This window comes from Streptomyces daghestanicus (genome assembly GCF_020521275.1).
GTDB lineage: Bacteria > Actinomycetota > Actinomycetes > Streptomycetales > Streptomycetaceae > Streptomyces > Streptomyces griseoviridis.
In genome coordinates, this window is sequence record NZ_BNDX01000007.1 from 304,167 (window position 1) to 321,932 (window position 17,766).

21 protein-coding genes and 1 pseudogene are annotated in these 17,766 nt (G+C 72.5%); 14 read left to right on the forward strand and 8 right to left on the reverse strand.

Annotated elements, in window-relative coordinates:
* Positions 1-64: 64 nt before the first annotated feature.
* A complete protein-coding gene (locus Sdagh_RS08660; RefSeq protein ID WP_189424073.1) occupies positions 65-1,054 on the reverse strand; it encodes an ArsR/SmtB family transcription factor in 990 nt (329 codons plus the stop codon).
* 218 nt (positions 1,055-1,272) lie between these two features.
* Between Sdagh_RS08660 and lxmK the strand changes: the two genes are divergently transcribed.
* From lxmK to Sdagh_RS08715, 11 genes are all read left to right on the forward strand, one after another.
* Positions 1,273-2,328, forward strand: a complete 1,056-nt coding sequence (gene lxmK / locus Sdagh_RS08665; RefSeq protein WP_189424075.1) for a class V lanthionine synthetase subunit LxmK — start codon at positions 1,273-1,275, stop codon at positions 2,326-2,328.
* Positions 2,325-3,272 carry a T3SS effector HopA1 family protein gene (locus Sdagh_RS08670; protein WP_189424077.1) on the forward strand — a complete coding sequence of 316 codons (948 nt, stop codon included), beginning with the start codon at positions 2,325-2,327 and terminating at the stop codon, positions 3,270-3,272. The genes lxmK and Sdagh_RS08670 overlap by 4 nt, the downstream gene beginning before the upstream one ends.
* 65 nt (positions 3,273-3,337) lie before the next feature.
* A complete protein-coding gene (locus tag Sdagh_RS08675) occupies positions 3,338-3,502 on the forward strand; it encodes a hypothetical protein (protein ID WP_189424079.1) in 165 nt (54 codons plus the stop codon).
* Between the two features lie 158 nt (positions 3,503-3,660).
* The gene (locus Sdagh_RS08680) at positions 3,661-4,521 is read left to right on the forward strand and encodes a hypothetical protein (RefSeq protein WP_189424081.1); all 861 of its coding nucleotides are present in this window, start codon (positions 3,661-3,663) and stop codon (positions 4,519-4,521) included.
* Positions 4,522-5,262 carry an SDR family NAD(P)-dependent oxidoreductase gene (locus tag Sdagh_RS08685; RefSeq protein WP_189424083.1) on the forward strand — a complete coding sequence of 247 codons (741 nt, stop codon included), beginning with the start codon at positions 4,522-4,524 and terminating at the stop codon, positions 5,260-5,262.
* Between the two features lie 246 nt (positions 5,263-5,508).
* Positions 5,509-6,090 carry a snapalysin family zinc-dependent metalloprotease gene (locus Sdagh_RS08690; protein ID WP_189424085.1) on the forward strand — a complete coding sequence of 194 codons (582 nt, stop codon included), beginning with the start codon at positions 5,509-5,511 and terminating at the stop codon, positions 6,088-6,090.
* 444 nt (positions 6,091-6,534) lie between these two features.
* The gene (locus tag Sdagh_RS08695; RefSeq protein ID WP_189424087.1) at positions 6,535-6,996 is read left to right on the forward strand and encodes a hypothetical protein; all 462 of its coding nucleotides are present in this window, start codon (positions 6,535-6,537) and stop codon (positions 6,994-6,996) included.
* Positions 6,997-7,128: 132 nt separating this feature from the next.
* Positions 7,129-7,737, forward strand: a complete 609-nt coding sequence (locus tag Sdagh_RS08700; RefSeq protein ID WP_190012137.1) for a flavin reductase family protein — start codon at positions 7,129-7,131, stop codon at positions 7,735-7,737.
* A 547-nt stretch (positions 7,738-8,284) separates the two neighbouring features.
* Positions 8,285-9,772, forward strand: a complete 1,488-nt coding sequence (locus tag Sdagh_RS08705) for an FG-GAP-like repeat-containing protein (RefSeq protein ID WP_226534877.1) — start codon at positions 8,285-8,287, stop codon at positions 9,770-9,772.
* A 135-nt stretch (positions 9,773-9,907) separates the two neighbouring features.
* Positions 9,908-10,093, forward strand: coding sequence for a hypothetical protein (locus tag Sdagh_RS08710; RefSeq protein WP_189424093.1), 186 nt, complete (start codon positions 9,908-9,910; stop codon positions 10,091-10,093).
* Between the two features lie 54 nt (positions 10,094-10,147).
* Entirely contained in the window at positions 10,148-10,414 is a 267-nt protein-coding gene (locus tag Sdagh_RS08715; protein WP_190078399.1) for a hypothetical protein, read from the forward strand.
* Positions 10,415-10,461: 47 nt separating this feature from the next.
* On the opposite strand, the gene Sdagh_RS08720 is transcribed toward Sdagh_RS08715, so the two are convergent.
* The gene (locus Sdagh_RS08720) at positions 10,462-10,623 is read right to left on the reverse strand and encodes a hypothetical protein (RefSeq protein ID WP_189424098.1); all 162 of its coding nucleotides are present in this window, start codon (positions 10,621-10,623) and stop codon (positions 10,462-10,464) included.
* A gap of 938 nt (positions 10,624-11,561) precedes the next feature.
* Here Sdagh_RS08720 and Sdagh_RS08730 point away from each other — a divergent pair.
* Entirely contained in the window at positions 11,562-12,638 is a 1,077-nt protein-coding gene (locus Sdagh_RS08730) for a response regulator (RefSeq protein ID WP_189424101.1), read from the forward strand.
* Between the two features lie 181 nt (positions 12,639-12,819).
* Here Sdagh_RS08730 and Sdagh_RS08735 read toward each other — a convergent pair whose 3' ends face one another.
* Entirely contained in the window at positions 12,820-13,800 is a 981-nt protein-coding gene (locus tag Sdagh_RS08735; protein WP_190078398.1) for a pirin family protein, read from the reverse strand.
* A 32-nt stretch (positions 13,801-13,832) separates the two neighbouring features.
* Here Sdagh_RS08735 and Sdagh_RS08740 point away from each other — a divergent pair, with 32 nt between their 5' ends.
* On the forward strand, positions 13,833-14,345 hold the full coding sequence (locus Sdagh_RS08740; RefSeq protein ID WP_190078397.1) for a carboxymuconolactone decarboxylase family protein: 513 nt from the start codon (positions 13,833-13,835) through the stop codon (positions 14,343-14,345).
* A 19-nt stretch (positions 14,346-14,364) separates the two neighbouring features.
* Here Sdagh_RS08740 and Sdagh_RS08745 read toward each other — a convergent pair whose 3' ends face one another.
* Entirely contained in the window at positions 14,365-15,843 is a 1,479-nt protein-coding gene (locus tag Sdagh_RS08745; protein ID WP_190078396.1) for a glutamate-cysteine ligase family protein, read from the reverse strand.
* Between the two features lie 272 nt (positions 15,844-16,115).
* Between Sdagh_RS08745 and Sdagh_RS08750 the strand changes: the two genes are divergently transcribed.
* Positions 16,116-16,466 (forward strand): hypothetical protein, encoded by a 351-nt coding sequence (locus tag Sdagh_RS08750; protein ID WP_189424108.1) that lies wholly within the window; start codon positions 16,116-16,118, stop codon positions 16,464-16,466.
* A gap of 61 nt (positions 16,467-16,527) precedes the next feature.
* Here the strand turns inward: Sdagh_RS08750 and Sdagh_RS36445 are convergent, their stop codons facing one another.
* The 4 genes and pseudogenes from Sdagh_RS36445 to Sdagh_RS08765 form a co-directional block, all read right to left on the reverse strand.
* The gene (locus tag Sdagh_RS36445) at positions 16,528-16,746 is read right to left on the reverse strand and encodes a DUF3093 family protein (protein WP_372478422.1); all 219 of its coding nucleotides are present in this window, start codon (positions 16,744-16,746) and stop codon (positions 16,528-16,530) included.
* Positions 16,747-16,774: 28 nt separating this feature from the next.
* Positions 16,775-16,984 (reverse strand): annotated as a pseudogene (locus Sdagh_RS36925) (DUF3093 family protein); the annotation flags it as partial.
* Between the two features lie 130 nt (positions 16,985-17,114).
* Positions 17,115-17,384 carry a hypothetical protein gene (locus tag Sdagh_RS08760; protein ID WP_189424109.1) on the reverse strand — a complete coding sequence of 90 codons (270 nt, stop codon included), beginning with the start codon at positions 17,382-17,384 and terminating at the stop codon, positions 17,115-17,117.
* A 171-nt stretch (positions 17,385-17,555) separates the two neighbouring features.
* Complete coding sequence (locus Sdagh_RS08765; RefSeq protein WP_189424157.1) at positions 17,556-17,765, reverse strand: MbtH family protein; 210 nt, start codon at positions 17,763-17,765, stop codon at positions 17,556-17,558.
* Between the last annotated feature and the right edge of the window lies 1 nt (position 17,766).

Consider the following 17,766-nt stretch of genomic DNA (forward strand, 5'->3'; position numbering starts at 1 on the left):
CCCTCAAGCGCCGGTGCGGTCCGCCGAGTTGCGGTACGGTCCGGCCGGGCTCGCCCCGGAGGGCTCAGCGGCTCAGCAGGTCCAGCAGCTCGGCGCCCCGGGGGCTGCTCTCGACCACGACGCGCTGTCCTTGGCGTCGGCGTTCGATGAGGCCGGCTTCCTCGAGCCGGGCGCAGTGATGGGACAGGGTCGCCGGCGCGTAGTGCAGCGAAGCGGCGAGATCACCCATGGGCAGCGGCCGGTTCACCGCTCGCAGGATGGCCGCCCGCGCGTCGCCGAGAACGAGTCGGGCCGTGTCCCGCGTCCGGGGCGGGCTCGGCAGGTTCCCTGACCAGAGCGCGGGGACTTCGGGGAGCGGGTAGCCGATCCACACGAAGTCGGGATGGTCGCAGGCGAACAGGGATGCCGTGCTGCCGGAGACGACGGGCACGAGGACGAGCCGGCGTCCTCGCAGGTCGAACAGCTCGGGGTGGGTGTCCGGCAGGTGCAGGGCCGCATCGGTGTAGCGGTAGCGAGGGCTGAGTCCGGACAGGATGGCCTCGGGCCGGCCGTGGACCACGGCGCTGCCCGCCCGTTCGGCCTCGTGGCTCAGTGCTCTGCCCGCCGCCCGCCAGACCGGTTCCGTGGCTTGCCACAGACCGCGCAGTACATCGCCGTACCGGGTCAGCCACGTCCTCGGCCTGTCGACGACCGGGCGCCACTGTGCGGGCACGGTCCCGCCGAACTCCTCCGCCACGGAGGCGAGGAGCGTGTCGGGCGAGGTGCTCAGCAGCTGTTCCAGATGGTGTTCGGCGCCCTCGTGCGACATGGAGGCGGTCGGGGTCAGGCAGTCGGGAATGGCGGCGTGCTCGGGTGCGAAGAGCGGACGGAGCGTTTCCTCGGTGTGCGAGGGGGCGTGGCGGCGGACCGCGTTGCGGGCCGGCCGGGGCACGGCGTGGCGGCGGTTGCCGAAGAGATCCCCCGTCAAGGAGAGGAGGGTCGCTCCCGGGTGCGGGATGATGCGCAGGTGCAGGTCGGGTAAGTCGCCGAGAAGCAGCGACGAGTAGGCGGTCATGTTTCTCCCCGTTGTGGTGCGCGTGCTCGGTGCGGCCCGGTGTCGTGGCCGGGCGACGCATGGGTGTGACGCACGGGTCCGGTGCCGCGGTTGCGTCCGGAACCGGCCGATCAGTGGGCCGACAGCTCTGTTACTTCGCTCCTCGACGCCGCGTCAACGCACTTCCACAATCTTCGAAAAGCTTGCTGGTGTGCTCTCCGGCACGGGACAGTCGTCGCATGCCGGATGTGGAGATAGAACAGTTCGTGAGGCAGCGGGGTTTCGGTGAATTCCTCGCTGATACGGTGGTCACTTATCCCGGCCGCAATACGAACATGGCGGGCAGCACCACCAGTGGTCATGACGTGTTCGCCAAACGCGTCACGGCCGCGCGCCGGGCCGGTGACGGCGGCGCGGGCGCCCCCCTGGAGGACCTCGCCCGGACCCGGCCCTGGCGGTACCTGCGCTGGCCGGTGGTCCTGGCGGTCGATCCCGGCCGGGGCATCCACCTCACCCGCTGGCTGAAGGACTCCCGGACGGTCGCCGAGGCCGTGACGGAGCAGGGCCTCCACCGGCAGCCGGCCCACACACTCGGTGCGGCGCTCGGTGAACTGCACTCGGCGGAGTTCGACAGGGTGCGTGTGGGCCGCCGGCCGCTTCCCATGCCGTCGGTCCGCGTCTTCTCCGCGCTTTCCCTGACCCAGTATCTGGAGAGCAGTGGCGGCCTGAACGAATTCTGGCGCACTCTCCAGAACGACGCGGATCTCAAGCGTGCGGTGGTGGAACTCAAACACGCCGAGGACGAGGCCGCCGCGGTTCCCATCCATGCCGATCTGCGGCTCGATCAAATCCTCGTCACCGATGAGGGTCTGACGGTGACCGACTGGGAGGAATTCCGGTACGGAGACGCCGCCCGGGACATCGGCACGGTGGTCGGTGAATTCCTGCACCGTTGCGTGGTCGAGGTCGCCGCGGACGACATCGCCGTCGACGGCGCGGCGGGGAACGGCACCGATGACGAGATCGTCGCCCGGGGGGTGCGCGGACTGGAGCGGGCCTGGCCGGCGTTGGAGGCGTTCACCCAGGGGTACCGCTCGGTACGGTCCGGCAGGGACCGGGCCCTGGCGGAACGCGCGGTCGGGTTCGCGGGCTGGCATCTGCTCGACCGGGTGATGGCCGCCGCCGCGTACAGCGCGGAGCTGTCACCGGTCCACCGGGCCGCCGTCGGTGTGGGCCGCACCGCGCTGGCCCGGGCCGGCCACTTCATCGGTGTCCTCGGTCTGGAGGCCCTGTGATCGACACCCTTCTCGGCCTGCTGGCCGACGCCGAGGTCGACACGGAGGAGCTGTCCGCCCGCGTGGCCGGCGCTGACCTCCGTGCCCGCACCCCGAAGGCCCTGCGCGCCCGGATCGCGGACGAGTTGTACCGCACGGTCCACCAGGGCGCGCGCTCCTGGTCACCGCACCCTCGCGACCTGGTCGACCCCGGTCTCCAGGAGAGCCTGAAGCACGCGGTGCCCCACACGGCGGTGCGGGCGCGGACGCGCCTGGCGCACTGGTCCGAGGACGGCTCCCAGGCTGTCGTCACCCTGGGCGGAGTACGGGTGGCGGTCCCCCGGGACCGGCTCCACCCCCCGCTGCCCGCCACGGCGACGGGCAGCGACGTGACCGTGACGTTGCCGCCCTGCCGTCCGGCGCTGTCCCCCGGCTTCCTGTCCGTGGTGGGTTCACGGTCGCCGGGCGCGGGGAACGGGCCCGTGCTGCGCGTCTACCTGCACCTGTCGACCGGAGACGCGGCCCCCGCCCTGTGGGGGGCGGTACTGCGCGGCATGGAAGCGGACGGGCTGCCCTACCGGGCCAAGATCCTCTCCCATCCGGGCCGTTACCCCCGCAGAGACGCCATGGTCGTCTATGTCACCGACCGCTTCGCGCCGGTCGTCGCCGCCGTGAGCGCCGCCGCGCGGACGGCACCGCCCGGAAGCCTCGCCGAACCCGTGTCCCCCTTCACCCGGCGGATCGCGCCAGGCATCTCCGTCGCCTGGGAGCCGGCCGCCTCCGGGCACTCCGCCCGGCGCATGAGTTTCGGGCAGCACCGGGCAGGTTCCTGTGCCGACGCGCTCCTCGACCACGTACTGCGCGGAACTCCCCTGGCGGACGCCCTCGCGCGGGCCTTCCGGGCCTCCGGAACCGACCCGGCGCTGCCCTACCGCAACCTCGACAGCCCCAGCCTGTCCCTGTGACTTCCCGCCCGGCCACGCCCGGGCGGGGGGAAGTAACCGAAACATCACCGTTCAAGGAGAACACCATGAAGGCCGAGAACCCCGCCGCGGCGCTGATCAGCGGCTACCGCACCTACACCGACGGCGACCAGATCGCGCAGGTGGCCGGCACCGAGGGGCCGGAGACGACGGCGTCCATCACCACCGCGACGCCCGTCATCACCACCACGACGCTGATCTTCGACTGCTAGTCGCCGGCCGACATCCGCGGGGCCCCGGCCGGGCCGGGGCCCCGCACCCCATGGGAACGAAAGGCTCTCTGGTGCCTGCCGCAGCAAGTCCTCCGCCCTCTCCCGCCGAAGGGCCCGTCGTCGTCTCCTACGGCACCCGGGCCTCGTCCACACGCGTGGTGGCACGGGGCCCCCACCGCTTCCACTGGTACCGGACACCGGGCGAAAGCACCGTCAAGGCCTCCTACCACGACCTGCCGTCCGCACTCTTCGACCCGTTCCGCGCCACGCGCACGCCGGCCGTCCGCTTCGCACTGCCCGAGGCGGCCGCCGACGGGGACCAGTCGTACGTCCTCCCCGACGCCGTGAGCATCGGATGGCACCTGCTCACCGGCGCCGCCGTACCTCGGCACTACGCCGACGTGCTCGGACACGTCGGCGAGGCGGTGCACGCCCTCCACCACCACGCCTCCCGGGGAGATCCGGCGCGTGCGGTGCCCTGGCTCCGCGGGCTCGCCCGCTGGCTGCGGACCCGGCCGGACCCGATGGCACGGCACCTGCTCCACCACCTCGGCGCGCGGCGCCACGCACGCCTGACGCGCTGGGCCGCCGAAGCCCTGGCGGCACCCGGCGGGCCGCTCCTGGGCACGGTGACACCGGGCACCATCGTCGTGGACCGGCGCGACCGGACCGCGCACCTCCTGGTCACCCCGGAGGCGGGACACGGAGCAGCCGTACTGGACCTCGGTACGCTCGCGGAGGCCCTCTCGACCTCCCTGGACGTGGCCTCCCGCGGCGCCCACCGCGCGCCGGAGAACCTCGCCTACGGCCTGTTGTGGGACGCGTTCCTCGCCGGTTACGGACCCTCCCCCGGGCCCGACGCGCTCAGCCACGCCGTCGCCCTGCGGCGGGTGCACAGACTGCGCGGCATCGAGGCCCACCTCGGGGACAACGCCTTCCTCCAGGAGCAACTCGACGCCTTGCCCGAACTGGTCGACCAGCCAGGACAGTTACTCATCCCGAACGCACGGAGACACTGAATGCGAGCGCTCGAAGGCCGGACCGCCGTCGTCACCGGGGCATCCCGGGGCATCGGCAGAGCCATAGCCCAGCGGCTGGCGGCCGACGGCGCCGCGGTCGTCCTGGGATACCGCGACGCCGAGCGGAACGCGCTGGAAGGCGTGGCGGAGATACGGCGCCGGGGAGGGACCGCCCACGCGGTCGGCGCCGACCTGGGCGACCTCGCCCAGGTCCGCTCCTTCGTCACCCGGGCCACCGACCTGCTGGGCGGACTCGACATCGTCGTCAACAACGCCGCCGAGTCGGAGCAGGTCGGCATGGCCCAGGCCACCGACGACCACTACGACCGGCTCATGGCCGTCAACGCCAGAGCACCCTTCTTCATCATGCAGGGCGCCCAGGCGGCCCTGCGCGACGGCGGACGCGTCATCAACATCTCCAGCATCGCCACCTCGATGTCCGCTCCGGGAGCCGCCGTCTACGCCGGCAGCAAGGCCGCCCTCGAACGCTTCACCACCACCGCCGCCCACGAACTCGGGCCGCGCGGCATCACCGTGAACGCGGTGGCCCCCGGCACCGTGGACACCGACATGCTGCGCGGCCTGCACGACGAACGCGCCCGGCAGACCCTCGCCGCCGTGACACCCCTGCGGCGCCTGGGCCGCGCCACCGACATCGCGGGCGTCGTCGCCTTCCTGTCCGGGGACGACGCCGCCTTCATCACGGGCCAGGTCATCGCCGTCAACGGAGGACTGCGCTGAACCCGGTGGTCCCGCGGGCACAGTCGGCGGCGTCCGGTGGCCGGCCGAACGACGTCCCCCGCGAAGTGGATCCCGACCGAAAATCACCATGACAGGTACATGGCGTAACGGGGGTCGAGGGCATACCATCGCAACGCCCCGGAGGGGCGGTCGACGGTGTGTCCGGCCCCTACCGGACAACCCGTGCCGCTCCTTCACACGCCCGGCCCCGCCGGGGCCGGACCCCCCACGGATGAAGGAGCAGCAATGCCCCTCGGCACTTGGCTCAAGGCGGGCTCCTCCGCCACAGCGCTCGTCCTCGCCATGGCGGGCGCCGCGACCGCCGCCACCACCCCCGCGGGTGATTCGTCCGCCGCGCGGGCGGCGGCGGTGACCCTTCGCTACGACGACAGCCGCGCCGCCGGCTGGGAGGCCGCGATCGCGGCCGGAGTCGCCTCATGGAACGCGAACGTGAGCAACGTCCGTCTGGTGGAGGCGGCGCCCGGCGCCGCGGCCGAGATCGTGATCGTCGCCACCACGGGCTGGCCGCAGGCCACGCTCGGCCCGGTCCGTCCGGGCCGTCAGGTCCGTGTCGAACTCGGCAGCCAGGCCGTCGACCAGGGTTACAACAAGACCCGGATCGCCGCTCACGAACTGGGGCACAGCCTCGGCCTGCCGGACACCAAGCCCGGCCCCTGCTCACAGCTGATGTCGGGGTCGAGCGCCGGCACGGCCTGCACCAACGCCACACCGAACGCCACCGAGCGCTCCCGCGTACAGTCCGCCTACGCGAGCGCGATCGCCGCCCTCGCGCCCACTGACGGCCGCACCCTCGTCGACGCCCCCTGACCGCACGGCCGACGAACGCACGGGCGTCCCGGGGATCCCGCCACGATCCCCGGGACGCAGCGGCCAGTCCCCGGCCGACGGCGGCACCCGGCGCGCTCCACCCGCACAGCAACTGTGGGGCCCTTGCGGAGAAGGGGTGCGGACCGGCCGTGTGTTCCGGGCGGACGGCTCCGCAGGGGTTTCGGCCTTTCGGGCGAGACCGCACAGCCACGATGGGAGGTCCCAGAAGGTCACCCCCGGCTGTTCGCGCCGGGTTCTTCACACGGCCGCCCGACCGCCGCGCAGGCCGACGATCCCAGCCGTCCGGCTCCGTGCCGCGGTGTCCAACTGTCCAACACGCCGGACGTGCCGGCCGGCCGGGGACGCCCCTACAGTTCCCGTGTCTCGGCGTGGCACGGGGACGCGACCTCGTACGCCGGGGCGGAACCGGAAGGAGACCTCACCATGCCGCACTTCCGACACCGCCGCCGCGCACGCGCCTCCCGCGGCGTGCTCGTCGCCGGATTCCTCGCCTGCCCGGCGCTCTTCCTCACCCAGGGCACGGCGACGGCGGCGCCCGCCGCGGCCCAGCCCTGGTCGACGGCGTACGGCACCGCCACGACGGCGGGCACCTGGGACTACGCGGCCACCGCGGAGCCGGACCGGTGGGACGTCGTCTTCGACGGCCGGCTGACCAACACCGGTGGCGAGTGCTACTCCACCTGGTTCGCGGTGATCTACGACATGAGTCCGCCCGTGTACACCAAGGCCGGCACCCAGTGCGGGACAGGCACGGCACCGGTACGCCACAGCTTCCCGAGCTACGGCTGGACCTTCACCACCAACGTCTACGTCACCGTCTGCGAAGGCACCACGAACCGCGCCGACTGCGGCCCCCTCCAGTGGATCTCCACCGTGTGGACCTGACCGCCCCTACGACTCCACCGCCGCCCGCACCGGATTCGGCCGGACGAATCCGCGGTGGCCGTGCGCGGCGGGCTGCCGGCGGAAAGCTCCGGTACGCCTTCGTCGTATGATCGGCATCTCCATACTGGAGGCATGCGCACCGAACTCGACCCGGCCGGCCTCGACCCGACTGCGGTCTACCGTCTGCTCACCTCGACCGTCGTACCACGGCCCATCGCCTGGGTGTCGACCGTGTCGGCCGACGGCATCGACAATCTCGCTCCGCACTCGTTCTTCACCGTCTCGTCGGTCAGGCCGCCCATCGTGCAGTTCACCTCGGTCGGACGTAAGGACTCACTGCGCAACGTCGAGGCGACCGGGCAGTTCGTGGTCAATTTCGCACCCGAGTCACTGTTCGAAGAGATCAACAAGACGGCTACGGACTTCCCGCACCAGGTGAGCGAGTTCGACGCCGTGGGCCTCGGGCGTGAGCCGAGCGCACGGGTGGCGGCTCCCCGCGTGGCCGGTTCCCCGGTGGCACTGGAATGTGAGCTGCACAGCACCCTTCTCCTCGGTGACAGCACCGTCGTCTTCGGACGGGTGGTGCATATCGCCATCGACGACGCCGTCCTCGACCAGGGGCACCCGGAGGTGACCCGGCTGCGTCCCCTGACGCGTCTGGGCAAGGACGAATGGGGCACTCTCGGGGAGGTCCGCGACCTGCGTCGCATTCGGTACGCCGACTGGTCCGCGTCGAACTGAGCACGTTCGGCTGCGCACTCGCCGACCGAGGCACCCGTCACAGACCGACCCAGGACCCCTGCGAGGGTCGCTTCCCGTCGCCGCCGGTGCGATCACCGTAACCGGCGGCGCTCGGACCCGCGGTCGGGCCGGCCGGGGTTCCGCCCACGGTCCGGTGACGCCCCGACACCGGCATGCCGGGTGGTGGCCCGGTCCCGATCCTGACGGGGCTGATGACAGGGCTTGGACGGCTGAGGGGCGACAGTCTCTGGCCCGCGTGCCCCGCCTCGGCCGCCCCCGTGGTCCAACCACCCCGCCGCCGGTCCGGCGACGGCACGCAGCCGACCGGGCACGGCACCGGCAGCGGTACGCAGCCCGTGCGCGCGGCGGGCGGTGCCGTCCTCCCGGGCGACGCGGGACCACCAGCCGAGGACCCGCTCCGTACGGGCGCATCCGGTGATCAGCTCGGCGCTCGCGTGGATCGCCAGGTACTGGCGTGTCGGCGCGTACAACCTTTCGCCAGGCTGGCGTGTCATCGCCATGTCCGTTGCACGAACAAGGAGTTCCGTTGCGCAGAGCAGTCACGGCGGCCGCCGTGCTCACCACCTCCGTGGCCGTCACCCTCACCCCGGTGTCCTCGTCCGCCGCCGCGCCTTTCAAGGGTGCCAACACGGCGGCCGTGCAGGACGACTTCAACGGTGACGGCTACCGGGACCTGGCGGTCGGCGCGCCCGGCGCCGCATCCGGCACGGTGGAGGAAGCCGGCGCGGTGGTCGTGCTGTACGGCTCCGCGTCCTCGGTGGGCACCGCCCGCCGCACCGTCCTCACCCAGGCCACGGCCGGGATCCCAGGCGGCCCCGAGGAATCCGACCGCTTCGGACGGACGGTCGCCAGCGCCGACCTGGACCGGGACGGCTACGCCGACCTCCTCGTCGGCGCCCCGGGCGAGGACGTCGGCCCGGCCGATTCGCGGGGCACCGTGACCGTGGTGTGGGGAGGGCCGAAGGGGCTGTCGGGCGGCGCGAACATTACCCCGACGCCCGGTTACGGCGAGGGCCGGACCTACTGCCGCTTCGGTATGTCCCTGGCCACCGGGGACATGAACGGCGACGGCGCCCCGGAGGTCGGCATCGGCTCGGCCTGCAACGCCGTCTCCTACCGGGGCCCCTTCACCCGCACCGGCGCCGCCGCCTCCCGCTATCTCGAAGGGCGGGAGAACGCCCGTGGCGTGGTCATGGGAGACGTGAACCGTGACGGCAGGGCCGAACGGTTCTACCTGGCCGGCCCCACCGACGGCGACATCCGCGGGCCGGTGATCCTCGACGCGGGCGCCCCCGACCCCGAGGACCCGTTCGTCAACCGTGGCGTCGACCTGCCCTACGCCGACGGCCACGCGGGACAGATCGGTGACGTCAACGGCGACGGGTACGGCGACCTCGTCACCGGCATCGCGGGCGACGACCGCCACTTCAACGCGCCCACCCCCGCCGCTCACCGGGGTGGCGAGATCCAGGTCCTCTACGGCAGTGCCAAGGGCATCACCGCCACGCAGAAGCCGAAGGTCTTCCACCAGGACACAGCCGGCGTCCCCGGCGGTGCGGAATGGGGTGACTGGTTCGGCCAGTCCCTCAGCGTCGGTGACGTCAACGGCGACAAGTACGCCGACGTCCTGGTCGGCGTCCCCGAGGAGGCCGTCGGGTCCCTGGCCTCCGCCGGCTCGGTCGCTCTCCTGCGCGGCTCGGCCTCCGGCCTGACGACGGCCAAGGCGGCCGGCTACACCCAGGACACCGCCGGCGTCCCCGGCGCCGCGGAGGCCGGTGACGGATTCGGCTCGGCCGTCCACCTCGTCGACCTCGACAAGGACGGCAAGGCCGAAACGGTCGTCGGTGCTCCCACAGAGAACTCCGACGGCTGCGTGTGGGTCGCCCGCGGCTCGGCGTCCGGCCCCGCCCTGAAGGGGTCGGTGAACCTGTGCGGCAAGAGCGCCGGCATCACCGTGCGCGGAATCAAGGGTTACTTCGGCGCCGCCCTCAACAGCCCGCACGTGGAGAGCTGACACCCACACAGCCACGACACGGCCGTTCAGCGGCAGCGGGTGAGGCGGCCGGTGCCGTGGATCGGGCGGGGGCCGAGGAGGCCGTGCCGTCGCACGACCCTCACCCGCGGTGACCGCGCCACCGAGGGGGAGGTGGTGGCCCTCGTCGGAACCGCGCCGCTCAACGCGAGCATCCTCACCGGCCCCGCCGGCCTGGACCGCGTCGGCGTCCCCGCCGGGCCCACCGGCCTGCTCGCCGACGCCGCGAACGCCGGCGAGCAGGGTCACGCGGACGCCCCCACACCCCTGCGCTCCACCGTCGGCCCGCAGGAGGACGCGTGACATCACGGTCCGCGCCGATGAGCGCCCCAGCAGCCCCTCTCCGACCCCGACGTCATGGCCGGTGGCGGCCTCACCCTCATTCCGCTCACCGTGCTCACCGTCGTCATCGACGCCGCTTCCACCACCGCACTGTCGGTCGTCGAACGCGTCCGCGAGGCGGGACCCCTGCGCGCGGACGGCATCTTCCGCGGGCGCCTGACCGGCGCCCTGCTGCTGGAGGCCGCCCCCTGGACGGGGCGATCGACGCCGCCCTGGGCCTGTTGCCGACCGTCCCCTACGCCCGGCCACCGGTCGACGCCACCGGCGCCGACGCGCCCGTGAAGCTCCCGTGCCGCAGTTCCTCGGCGTCGTCCTTCCGCCGGCCGCGCTCACGGCCCTGCCGGTGCCCTGGCCGGTGCGCTGCCGGCCCGCCGCGCGGCCGGCTCCGGCCCGATGCCCTTGGCGGGCACGTCCAGGCCCGGGCCGCCGACGCGGTACGCCGACACCTGCCCGTCCTCACAGGCGGCCACCGCGAACGGCCCTGTCTCCAAGCGCGAATGGGCGGCGTCCGGGGCGGTCGGCCACGCCGCCGCCTGCCGCGGGGCGGCCCCGGAGCCGAGACCGGCACCGGGGTTGAGCCGGCGCACGTCCCCCGGGACCTCAGGTGCCGGGCCGACGGCGGGCACGGCGGCGGGCGGAGCGGGAAAGCCGGGGGCGAGGCCCTCCGGAAGCCGGGCGTACGCGGCGCGCGCGGGTGACCGCGGCTCGGTCCTCCAGGTCTCCCGGTTCCCCACCGCCTCCGGTGGAGGGACGCTCCGTGCCTTGACTTGCTCCAGCAACGCATCGACGGCGCCGAACGGACAGGGCCGGCGCGGTCGGATCCCCCTGCCCAGGCCCGGAAGGACATCGCTGCGACTCCTCGGGCCGCACCGTCGCCACCACCGCCCGCGCCACAGTGGCGATCACTGAACACCAGCAGCTCCGCCGTGCCGACCGTTACCGCGCATCCGCGCATCACCAGTGTTGCGGAGCAACACTCCGGCAACGGACGAGCCACCGAACTGCTGACCGGGCAAGAGCATGCCGGGTACGGCGAACAACATCCGCGCAACAGGCGGAGTTTGCTGCGCTACATTCGGAACGTGGTCTGCAACACCCCTGGGTTCGCCCATTCTGGTTCTCCGTCCGTATTCGGCCGGACGGCAAAGCCCTGTCGCTGCGCGACGGGCTGGATGAATGGAGAACACAGTGGACCGCCCTCTGCTGTCCTTGAGGTCAGCCCTGATATTCCTGCTCGCCCTGCTCACTGGTGGGGCAGCGTGCGGACTGACGGCGGTCGCCGGGGAAGGCGCAGCGCGAAGTCTGCTCGCGGGCCTGGCCGCTACAGGACTGGCGGTCCCCTTCTTCGACCGCCTCATCGCAGCCGAGGCCGGCGCCGTCCAGCCGTCGAGCTCCATGGACGGCGGCGGAACGGACAAGGAGGAGAACCATGGGTGAGCTGCGCCCTCTGGGAGACGACCTCAACGATGCCTCCCGAGCGTTGGCCCAGGCACTGCGCGAGCTCTTCGAGAGCCTTCACCTGTCCGTCCGCCGGTACGCCGCACGGCGCCGGCTCGATCCGGGCACGGTCTCGCGCTACCTGAACGGCACCCGGTTACCGCCGTGGCAGGTCATCAGCGACCTCTTCACCGATGTCGCCGAACACCGTGGGACCGCGGTCACCACCGAAGCCATCGAACTGGTACGAGGCCTGTACGGATCGGCCGTGGACGCCGCCTCCTCCCCCAAGCACGCGGTGGAGATCCTGGAGCAGCAACTGGCCGACGCCGATCATGTCTCCCGGCGGTCCAGCGTCCGCGGCGACGTCCTCGGCGATGCGCTGCTGGACCGGACGCAGCGCATCGCCGACCTGGAGACACGGCTCAACCAGCTGGAGGCCGACCGCATCGCGGAAAGGAAGCGGGCCGACGAGCTTGTGCGTGCCCATCCGGACATCTCCGGCCTCATCCAGGAGCGCAATGCCCTCCAGCTGGAAGTCGAGCGGCTCGGAGCGGCCCTGCACGAGGCACAGGCTCAGCGTGCCGCGGCAGAGGGCCGCTGCGATCTCCTCGAACGCCAGCTCGAAGCCGTTGAACAGGCCGCAGCGGCTGCTCTGCCGCCAGGGCCGCTGGACATGCCCAAGATCCTCATCGTCGATGACCAGCCGGACAACCTGCTGGCGATGACCGCCGTCCTGGCGACGCTCGAGCAGGAACTCGTCACGGTCTCCTCCGGCAGGGAGGCCCTCAAAGCCCTCCTCGACCACGACGACTTCGCCGTCATCATCATGGACGTACAGATGCCGGAGATGGACGGCTACGAGACCTGCGCCCACATCAAACGCCGCCCGAGGACCCGGGACGTCCCCATCATCTTCCTGACCGCGATGGGCATCGGCTCCGAGCACTCGGCCCGCGGCTACGCGGCCGGCGCCGTCGACTACATCAGCAAGCCTTTCGACCCCTGGGCCCTGCGTGCCAAGGTCGCCGTCTTCACCTCCATCTACCTGGAACGTCGCAGCCAGTAGACCCTCGGCACAAGCCGCACCCCGGTCCCGTACCCGCACAAGGTCCGGAGCCAGGGGTCCGGCCGAGGCAGGCCGGTCGAGGCGGCCGACGCCGGGCGGCCTTCGGACCGAGGGGCCGGAAGGCCGCCCGGCGCGGCCGCCTCGACCGGCCTTTCAGCAACCGCACGTCCGCTTTCCCGGTTCAGCGCCTGTTTCTGCGCGGCTTCAACGGTACGTTCGGCAGTACCGGCGCCGGCAGCGGGTCTCCGTCGTACCCCGTCACCTCTCCGAACCGGCGGCCCTTCATCCAGTCCTCGCGGGCCTGTGCGATCTCTTCCGTCGACCGTCCGATGAAGTTCCACCACATGATGATCTCCTCCTCGAACGGCGGGCCGCCGAGGAGGATCGCGCGGGACGGGGTGGTGGAGTCGTTGTGGAGGGTCAGGCCGGGGGTGCCGAGGGGGACGTAGCCCAGGTCCGCCGGGGTGAGGCGGGTGCCGTTGAGGGTGATGTCGCCCTGGTCCACCAGGAGGCCGTGTTCGAAGGCGGGGTCGGCGGGGAGGGTGACGCCGGCGTCGGGGGCGAGGGTGAGTTCGGCTCCGAGGAGGGGGGTGAAGGTGCGGACCGGTGAGACGGAACCGGCCAGGGAGCCGAGGAACACGCGGATGCCGGCGCCGCCCAGGCGGACCGGCTCCGGGACGTAGTGCTGGAAGTCGCGGCCGGTGTCGCGGTGTTCGGCGGGGAGCGCGGTCCAGAGCTGTACGCCGTGCAGGACGGTGGTCCGCGCGGTGGAGACCTCGGAGTGGCTGATGCCGTGGCCACCGGTCATGAGGTTCAGTTCGCCGGGGCGGACGTAGGCGTGGGTGCCGAGGCTGTCGCGGTGTTCGATCTCGCCGCTGAACAGCCAGCTCACCGTCTGCAGGCCGGTGTGGGGGTGGGGGGCGACGTCCATGCCGCCGGTGCGGGTGACGTCGTCGGGGCCGTAGTGGTCGGCGAAGCACCAGGCGCCGATCGTGGTCCGGGCCCGCTGCGGCAGCGTACGCCGTACGGTCATGGCCCGGGGGCCGCCCAGGGGCACGTCGCGCGGGGTGAGGACCTCGACTCCCGTGCCGCCGGGCCGTTCGCCGTCGTTCTCCTCGGGGCCGCAGCGGGTCTGTGCGGGCTCCGTCTCGACGTTGCTCATCGAGGACCACCTCCGACACCCATGATACTTTCATGTTCAATGATCTGCCCGCTCGCCCCGGCGGCGGCGTCCGGAGGAGCCCTGAGGTGGACCGGCCCGTTTTCATCGACAAGCAGAGTCCCGAGGCGTACCAGGCGCTGGTCCGCACGTCCGAGGCGGTGCGGTCGGTCGCCGCCGACGCGGGGCTGGACCGCCGGCTGGTGGAACTGGTCAATCTGCGGGTGTCGCAGATCAACGGCTGTGCCTTCTGTCTGCACGTCCACACCCGCGCGGCGCTGCGCGCCGGTGAGACGGCCCAGCGGCTCGGCGTCCTGCCCGCCTGGCGGGACGCGGACCTGTTCAGCGGTGCGGAGCGCGCCGCGCTCGCGCTGGCGGAGGCGGCCACGTCCCCGGCCGACCTGGACGCGCGGGACGCCGCCCACGCTGAGGCCCGCGCGGTGTTCACCGACGACCAGATCTCGGCGGTGCTGTGGGTGGCGGTCACCATCAACGCGTTCAACCGGGTCTCCGTCATGAGCCGGCATCCGGTGCCGGCGGAGCGCTGACCTCGCAGGACGCGCGGGTTCAGTCGACCGGCCAGGTGTGCACCGGCGCGTTGAGGTGCATGTAGTCGACGTACAGCAGGGTCATCCGGCGCAGTGCCTCGTGGCGGTCGCAGTGGGCGGTGGCGCGGATGCGGTGGAAGGTCTCCTTCTGCCAGGTCGCCCCGTTGCGGGCGGTGACGCACCGCTGCTCGATGATGCCGAGCAGCGGCTCCCGCCAGGCCGCGTCCATGCCGGAGAGTTCCAGGCCGCGGTGTGCGAGCGGCAGCAGCCGGCGCAGGACCAGTTCGGGGACGGGCACCTCGCCCGTGCCGGGCCAGTACAGCCGCGCCTCGATGCCGTGCCGGGCGGCGGTGTGCAGGTTCTCCTCCGCCGCCGCGAAGGACATCCGGGACCACACCGGCCGTTCCTCCTCCACCAGGGCGCGGGTGAGCCCGTAGTAGAAGGCGCCGTTGGCGAGGGTGTCGGCGACGGTGGGCCCGGCCGGCAGGACCCGGTTCTCCACTCGTACGTGCGGGCGGTCGCCGGCGACGGCGTAGACCGGGCGGTTCCAGCGGTAGATGGTGCCGTTGTGCAGGGTGAGTTCGCCGAGGTCGGGGATGTCGCCCCGGTCGAGCGTCTCGATGGGGCTCTGTTCGTCGCAGAGCGGGAGCAGGGCGGGGAAGTAGCGCAGATTCTCCTCGAAGAGGTCGAAGACGCTGGTGATCCAGCGTTCCCCGAACCAGACACGGGGCCGCACGCCCTGCACCTTGATCTCCTCGGGCCGGGTGTCGGTGGCCTGCTCGAAGAGGGGGACACGGGTCTCGTGCCAGAGTTCCTTGCCGAAGAGGAAGGGCGAGTTGGCGGCCAGCGCGACCTGGACACCGGCGATCGCCTGGGCAGCGTTCCAGTACCCGGCGAACTGCTCGGGCGACACCTGGAGGTGGAACTGGGTGCTGGTGCAGGCGGCTTCCGGGGTGATGGTGTCGGCGTAGGTCCGCAGCCGGTCGACGCCGTCCACCTCGATGCGCAGGTCCTCGCCGCGGGCCGCGAAGATCTGGTCGTTGAGGAGCCGGTAGCGCGGGTTCTCCGAGAGGGCGGCGGCGCCGGCGTCCTCCTGGCGGAGGGTGGGGAGGATACCGGTCATGATCAGCTGGGTGCCGACCGATCTGGCCCGTTCGTCGGCGTGGTTCAGCGCGGCCCGGATCTCGGACTCCCAGGCGTCGGGGCCGCCCGCCGTCAGACTGCGCGGCGGGATGTTGACCTCCAGGTTGAAACGGCCCAGTTCGGTTTCCCACGCGGGGTCCGCGATCGCCTCCAGCGCGTCGCTGTTGCGCATCGCCGGCTCGCCCTCGGCGTCGACCAGGTTCAGCTCGATCTCCAGCCCCACCTGGGGCCGTTCCGACTCGAACCGTGCCTCGCGCAGCATCTGGGCGAACGCGTCGAGGCACTCCTGCATCTTGATGCGGTAGCGGCGGCGGTCCTCTCGGGTGAAGACCAGAGCCGGAACGTCCCGTCCCATCGGCTTCCTCCCGGGTTCTCCCCTCAGCGTGGCACCAGCGGACGGCTCCCACCAGACGACCACCGGACGGGACGGCCGGGGCCCCGGGATCTACGGGTTTTCCCTGTACGCCGTCCGGGTGAGCGGCGGCCGGGAGCCCCGGCGGCGGTCCCGGACCCGGCCGCGGACGGGCGACCGGGACGCGACGGGGACCGCTGGGCATCGAGGGCGTTTCTCGGGGCACTCTCACTGCCGAGGACACCGGACAGGAACGGTGGGGATCGGAGGCTGCCATGCTGTCGTACCGTCTGGACCACGAGGTGCTGGTCATCACGGTGGAGCGGGACCCGGGGATCGGCGGACGAGCGGACCTGGCCAACCGGATCACGGATCTGGTCGACGCCCACCGGCCGAGCCCGGTCGTCGTCGTCCTCGCCGACCCTGCCACGGGCGGCGCGGCGGTCAGCGCCGTGCTCCGGGCCCACCAGCACTGCGGCCGCCTCGGTGTCCTGATGTCGGTGGTCAGCCACAGCGCGCCTCTGCGCCGGCTGCTGGAGAACAACGCCGACACCCGTGGTCTGCGCCTGGTGGTGCACGCCCGCGCGGACGCGGCGATCGCCGGCAGTTTCGCCGCGGCGGCCTGACCCGTCCGCCTCGCGTATCCCTTCCGCCGTTGATCCCGCCGGCCGCGCTCGGTCGGCGGGATCAACGGCGCGTGGCGGGATCAGCGGCGTGCGAAGGCAGGACCGCGAGGAGCGTGGCGGGCCGGCGGGTGGGCGGGCAGAGGTACGGCGCGCGCCGGTCCGGGTCGGTGAGTTCGACGCGCACGGCGGTCGGCACACAACCGCGCGGGAGCATCGCCGCCGAGACATCGGCCCGGCGGGTGCGCCACGGGAACGCCTCCTCCGCGTCCAGGATCTCCACCAGGTCGATCCGAGGCCAGGGGGTAGCGCTGGGTGCCCGCGACGAGGTGACCGCCCGTCACCACGATGCCGGCGCTGCCGTAGACGTACAGGCCGAGGACGGCCGGCGGCATCGTGCCCGCGGGGCCGCCGAGGGCGACGGCGGGGCCGAACGGCAGCAGGACCGTCGCGGTCATCACGCCCGGCAGGGCGGTGAGCCAGAACCACCAGCCCGGTACGGCGAAGCGTTCTTCGTACAGACGCGTTCCCCCAGCTCGTCAGCCGTGCGCGACGCGCATCACTCACCCCCGGGACGCGGCGGGCCTCTCCTGCCGGGAGGCACGGGGCGGCGCCCTTCGCGGGAGGGGCAGAAGGCGCGTCGCCTCCGGCTCACGGCACGTCCCCCTGCCAGTCGAAGCACCGGCCGTCCGCCGGGCGCGGCGCGTACACGGCCCGGCCCCCGGGTCCGTACCGGCCTATCTCGGTCGGCAGGGCCACGGTCTCCGGCGCGCTGCCGCCGCCGGCGGTGCCGGTGATGTCCAGGAGCAGGCCGTCCAGCGGGCCGCCCACCAGTTGCGCGTAGGCACGTCCGGGCCGGGGCCCGGGATCCCCGTGCTCGGCCCCGTAGACCCGTCCGCGCATGAACTCCGCCTCATCCATGCCGAAAGCCTCGCACCCGGCACTGACATCGATGCTGATACGCGGGTTCCGGCGGTCGTGACCCGGGCACTGGCTGACGCCCTGCCGGGCTGTCTTCGCGTTGTCCTGTCCGGCCGCCGGACCTGTCCTCATGGCTCCGGCCGGGCGGAACATGACCTGACAGGAGCTTGGTCAGCCGTCCATGACCTCGGCCAGGCTGCGGGGCCGCAGGTCGGTCCAGTGGGCCTCGACGTGGTCCAGGCAGGACTGCCGGGAGGCGGGGCCGTGGACCGTGCGCCAGCCGGCCGGGACGTCGGCGAAGTCGGGCCAGAGGCTGTGCTGGTCCTCGTCGTTGACCAGGACCACGTAGACGCCGTCGGGGTCCTCGAACGGGTTGCTCATC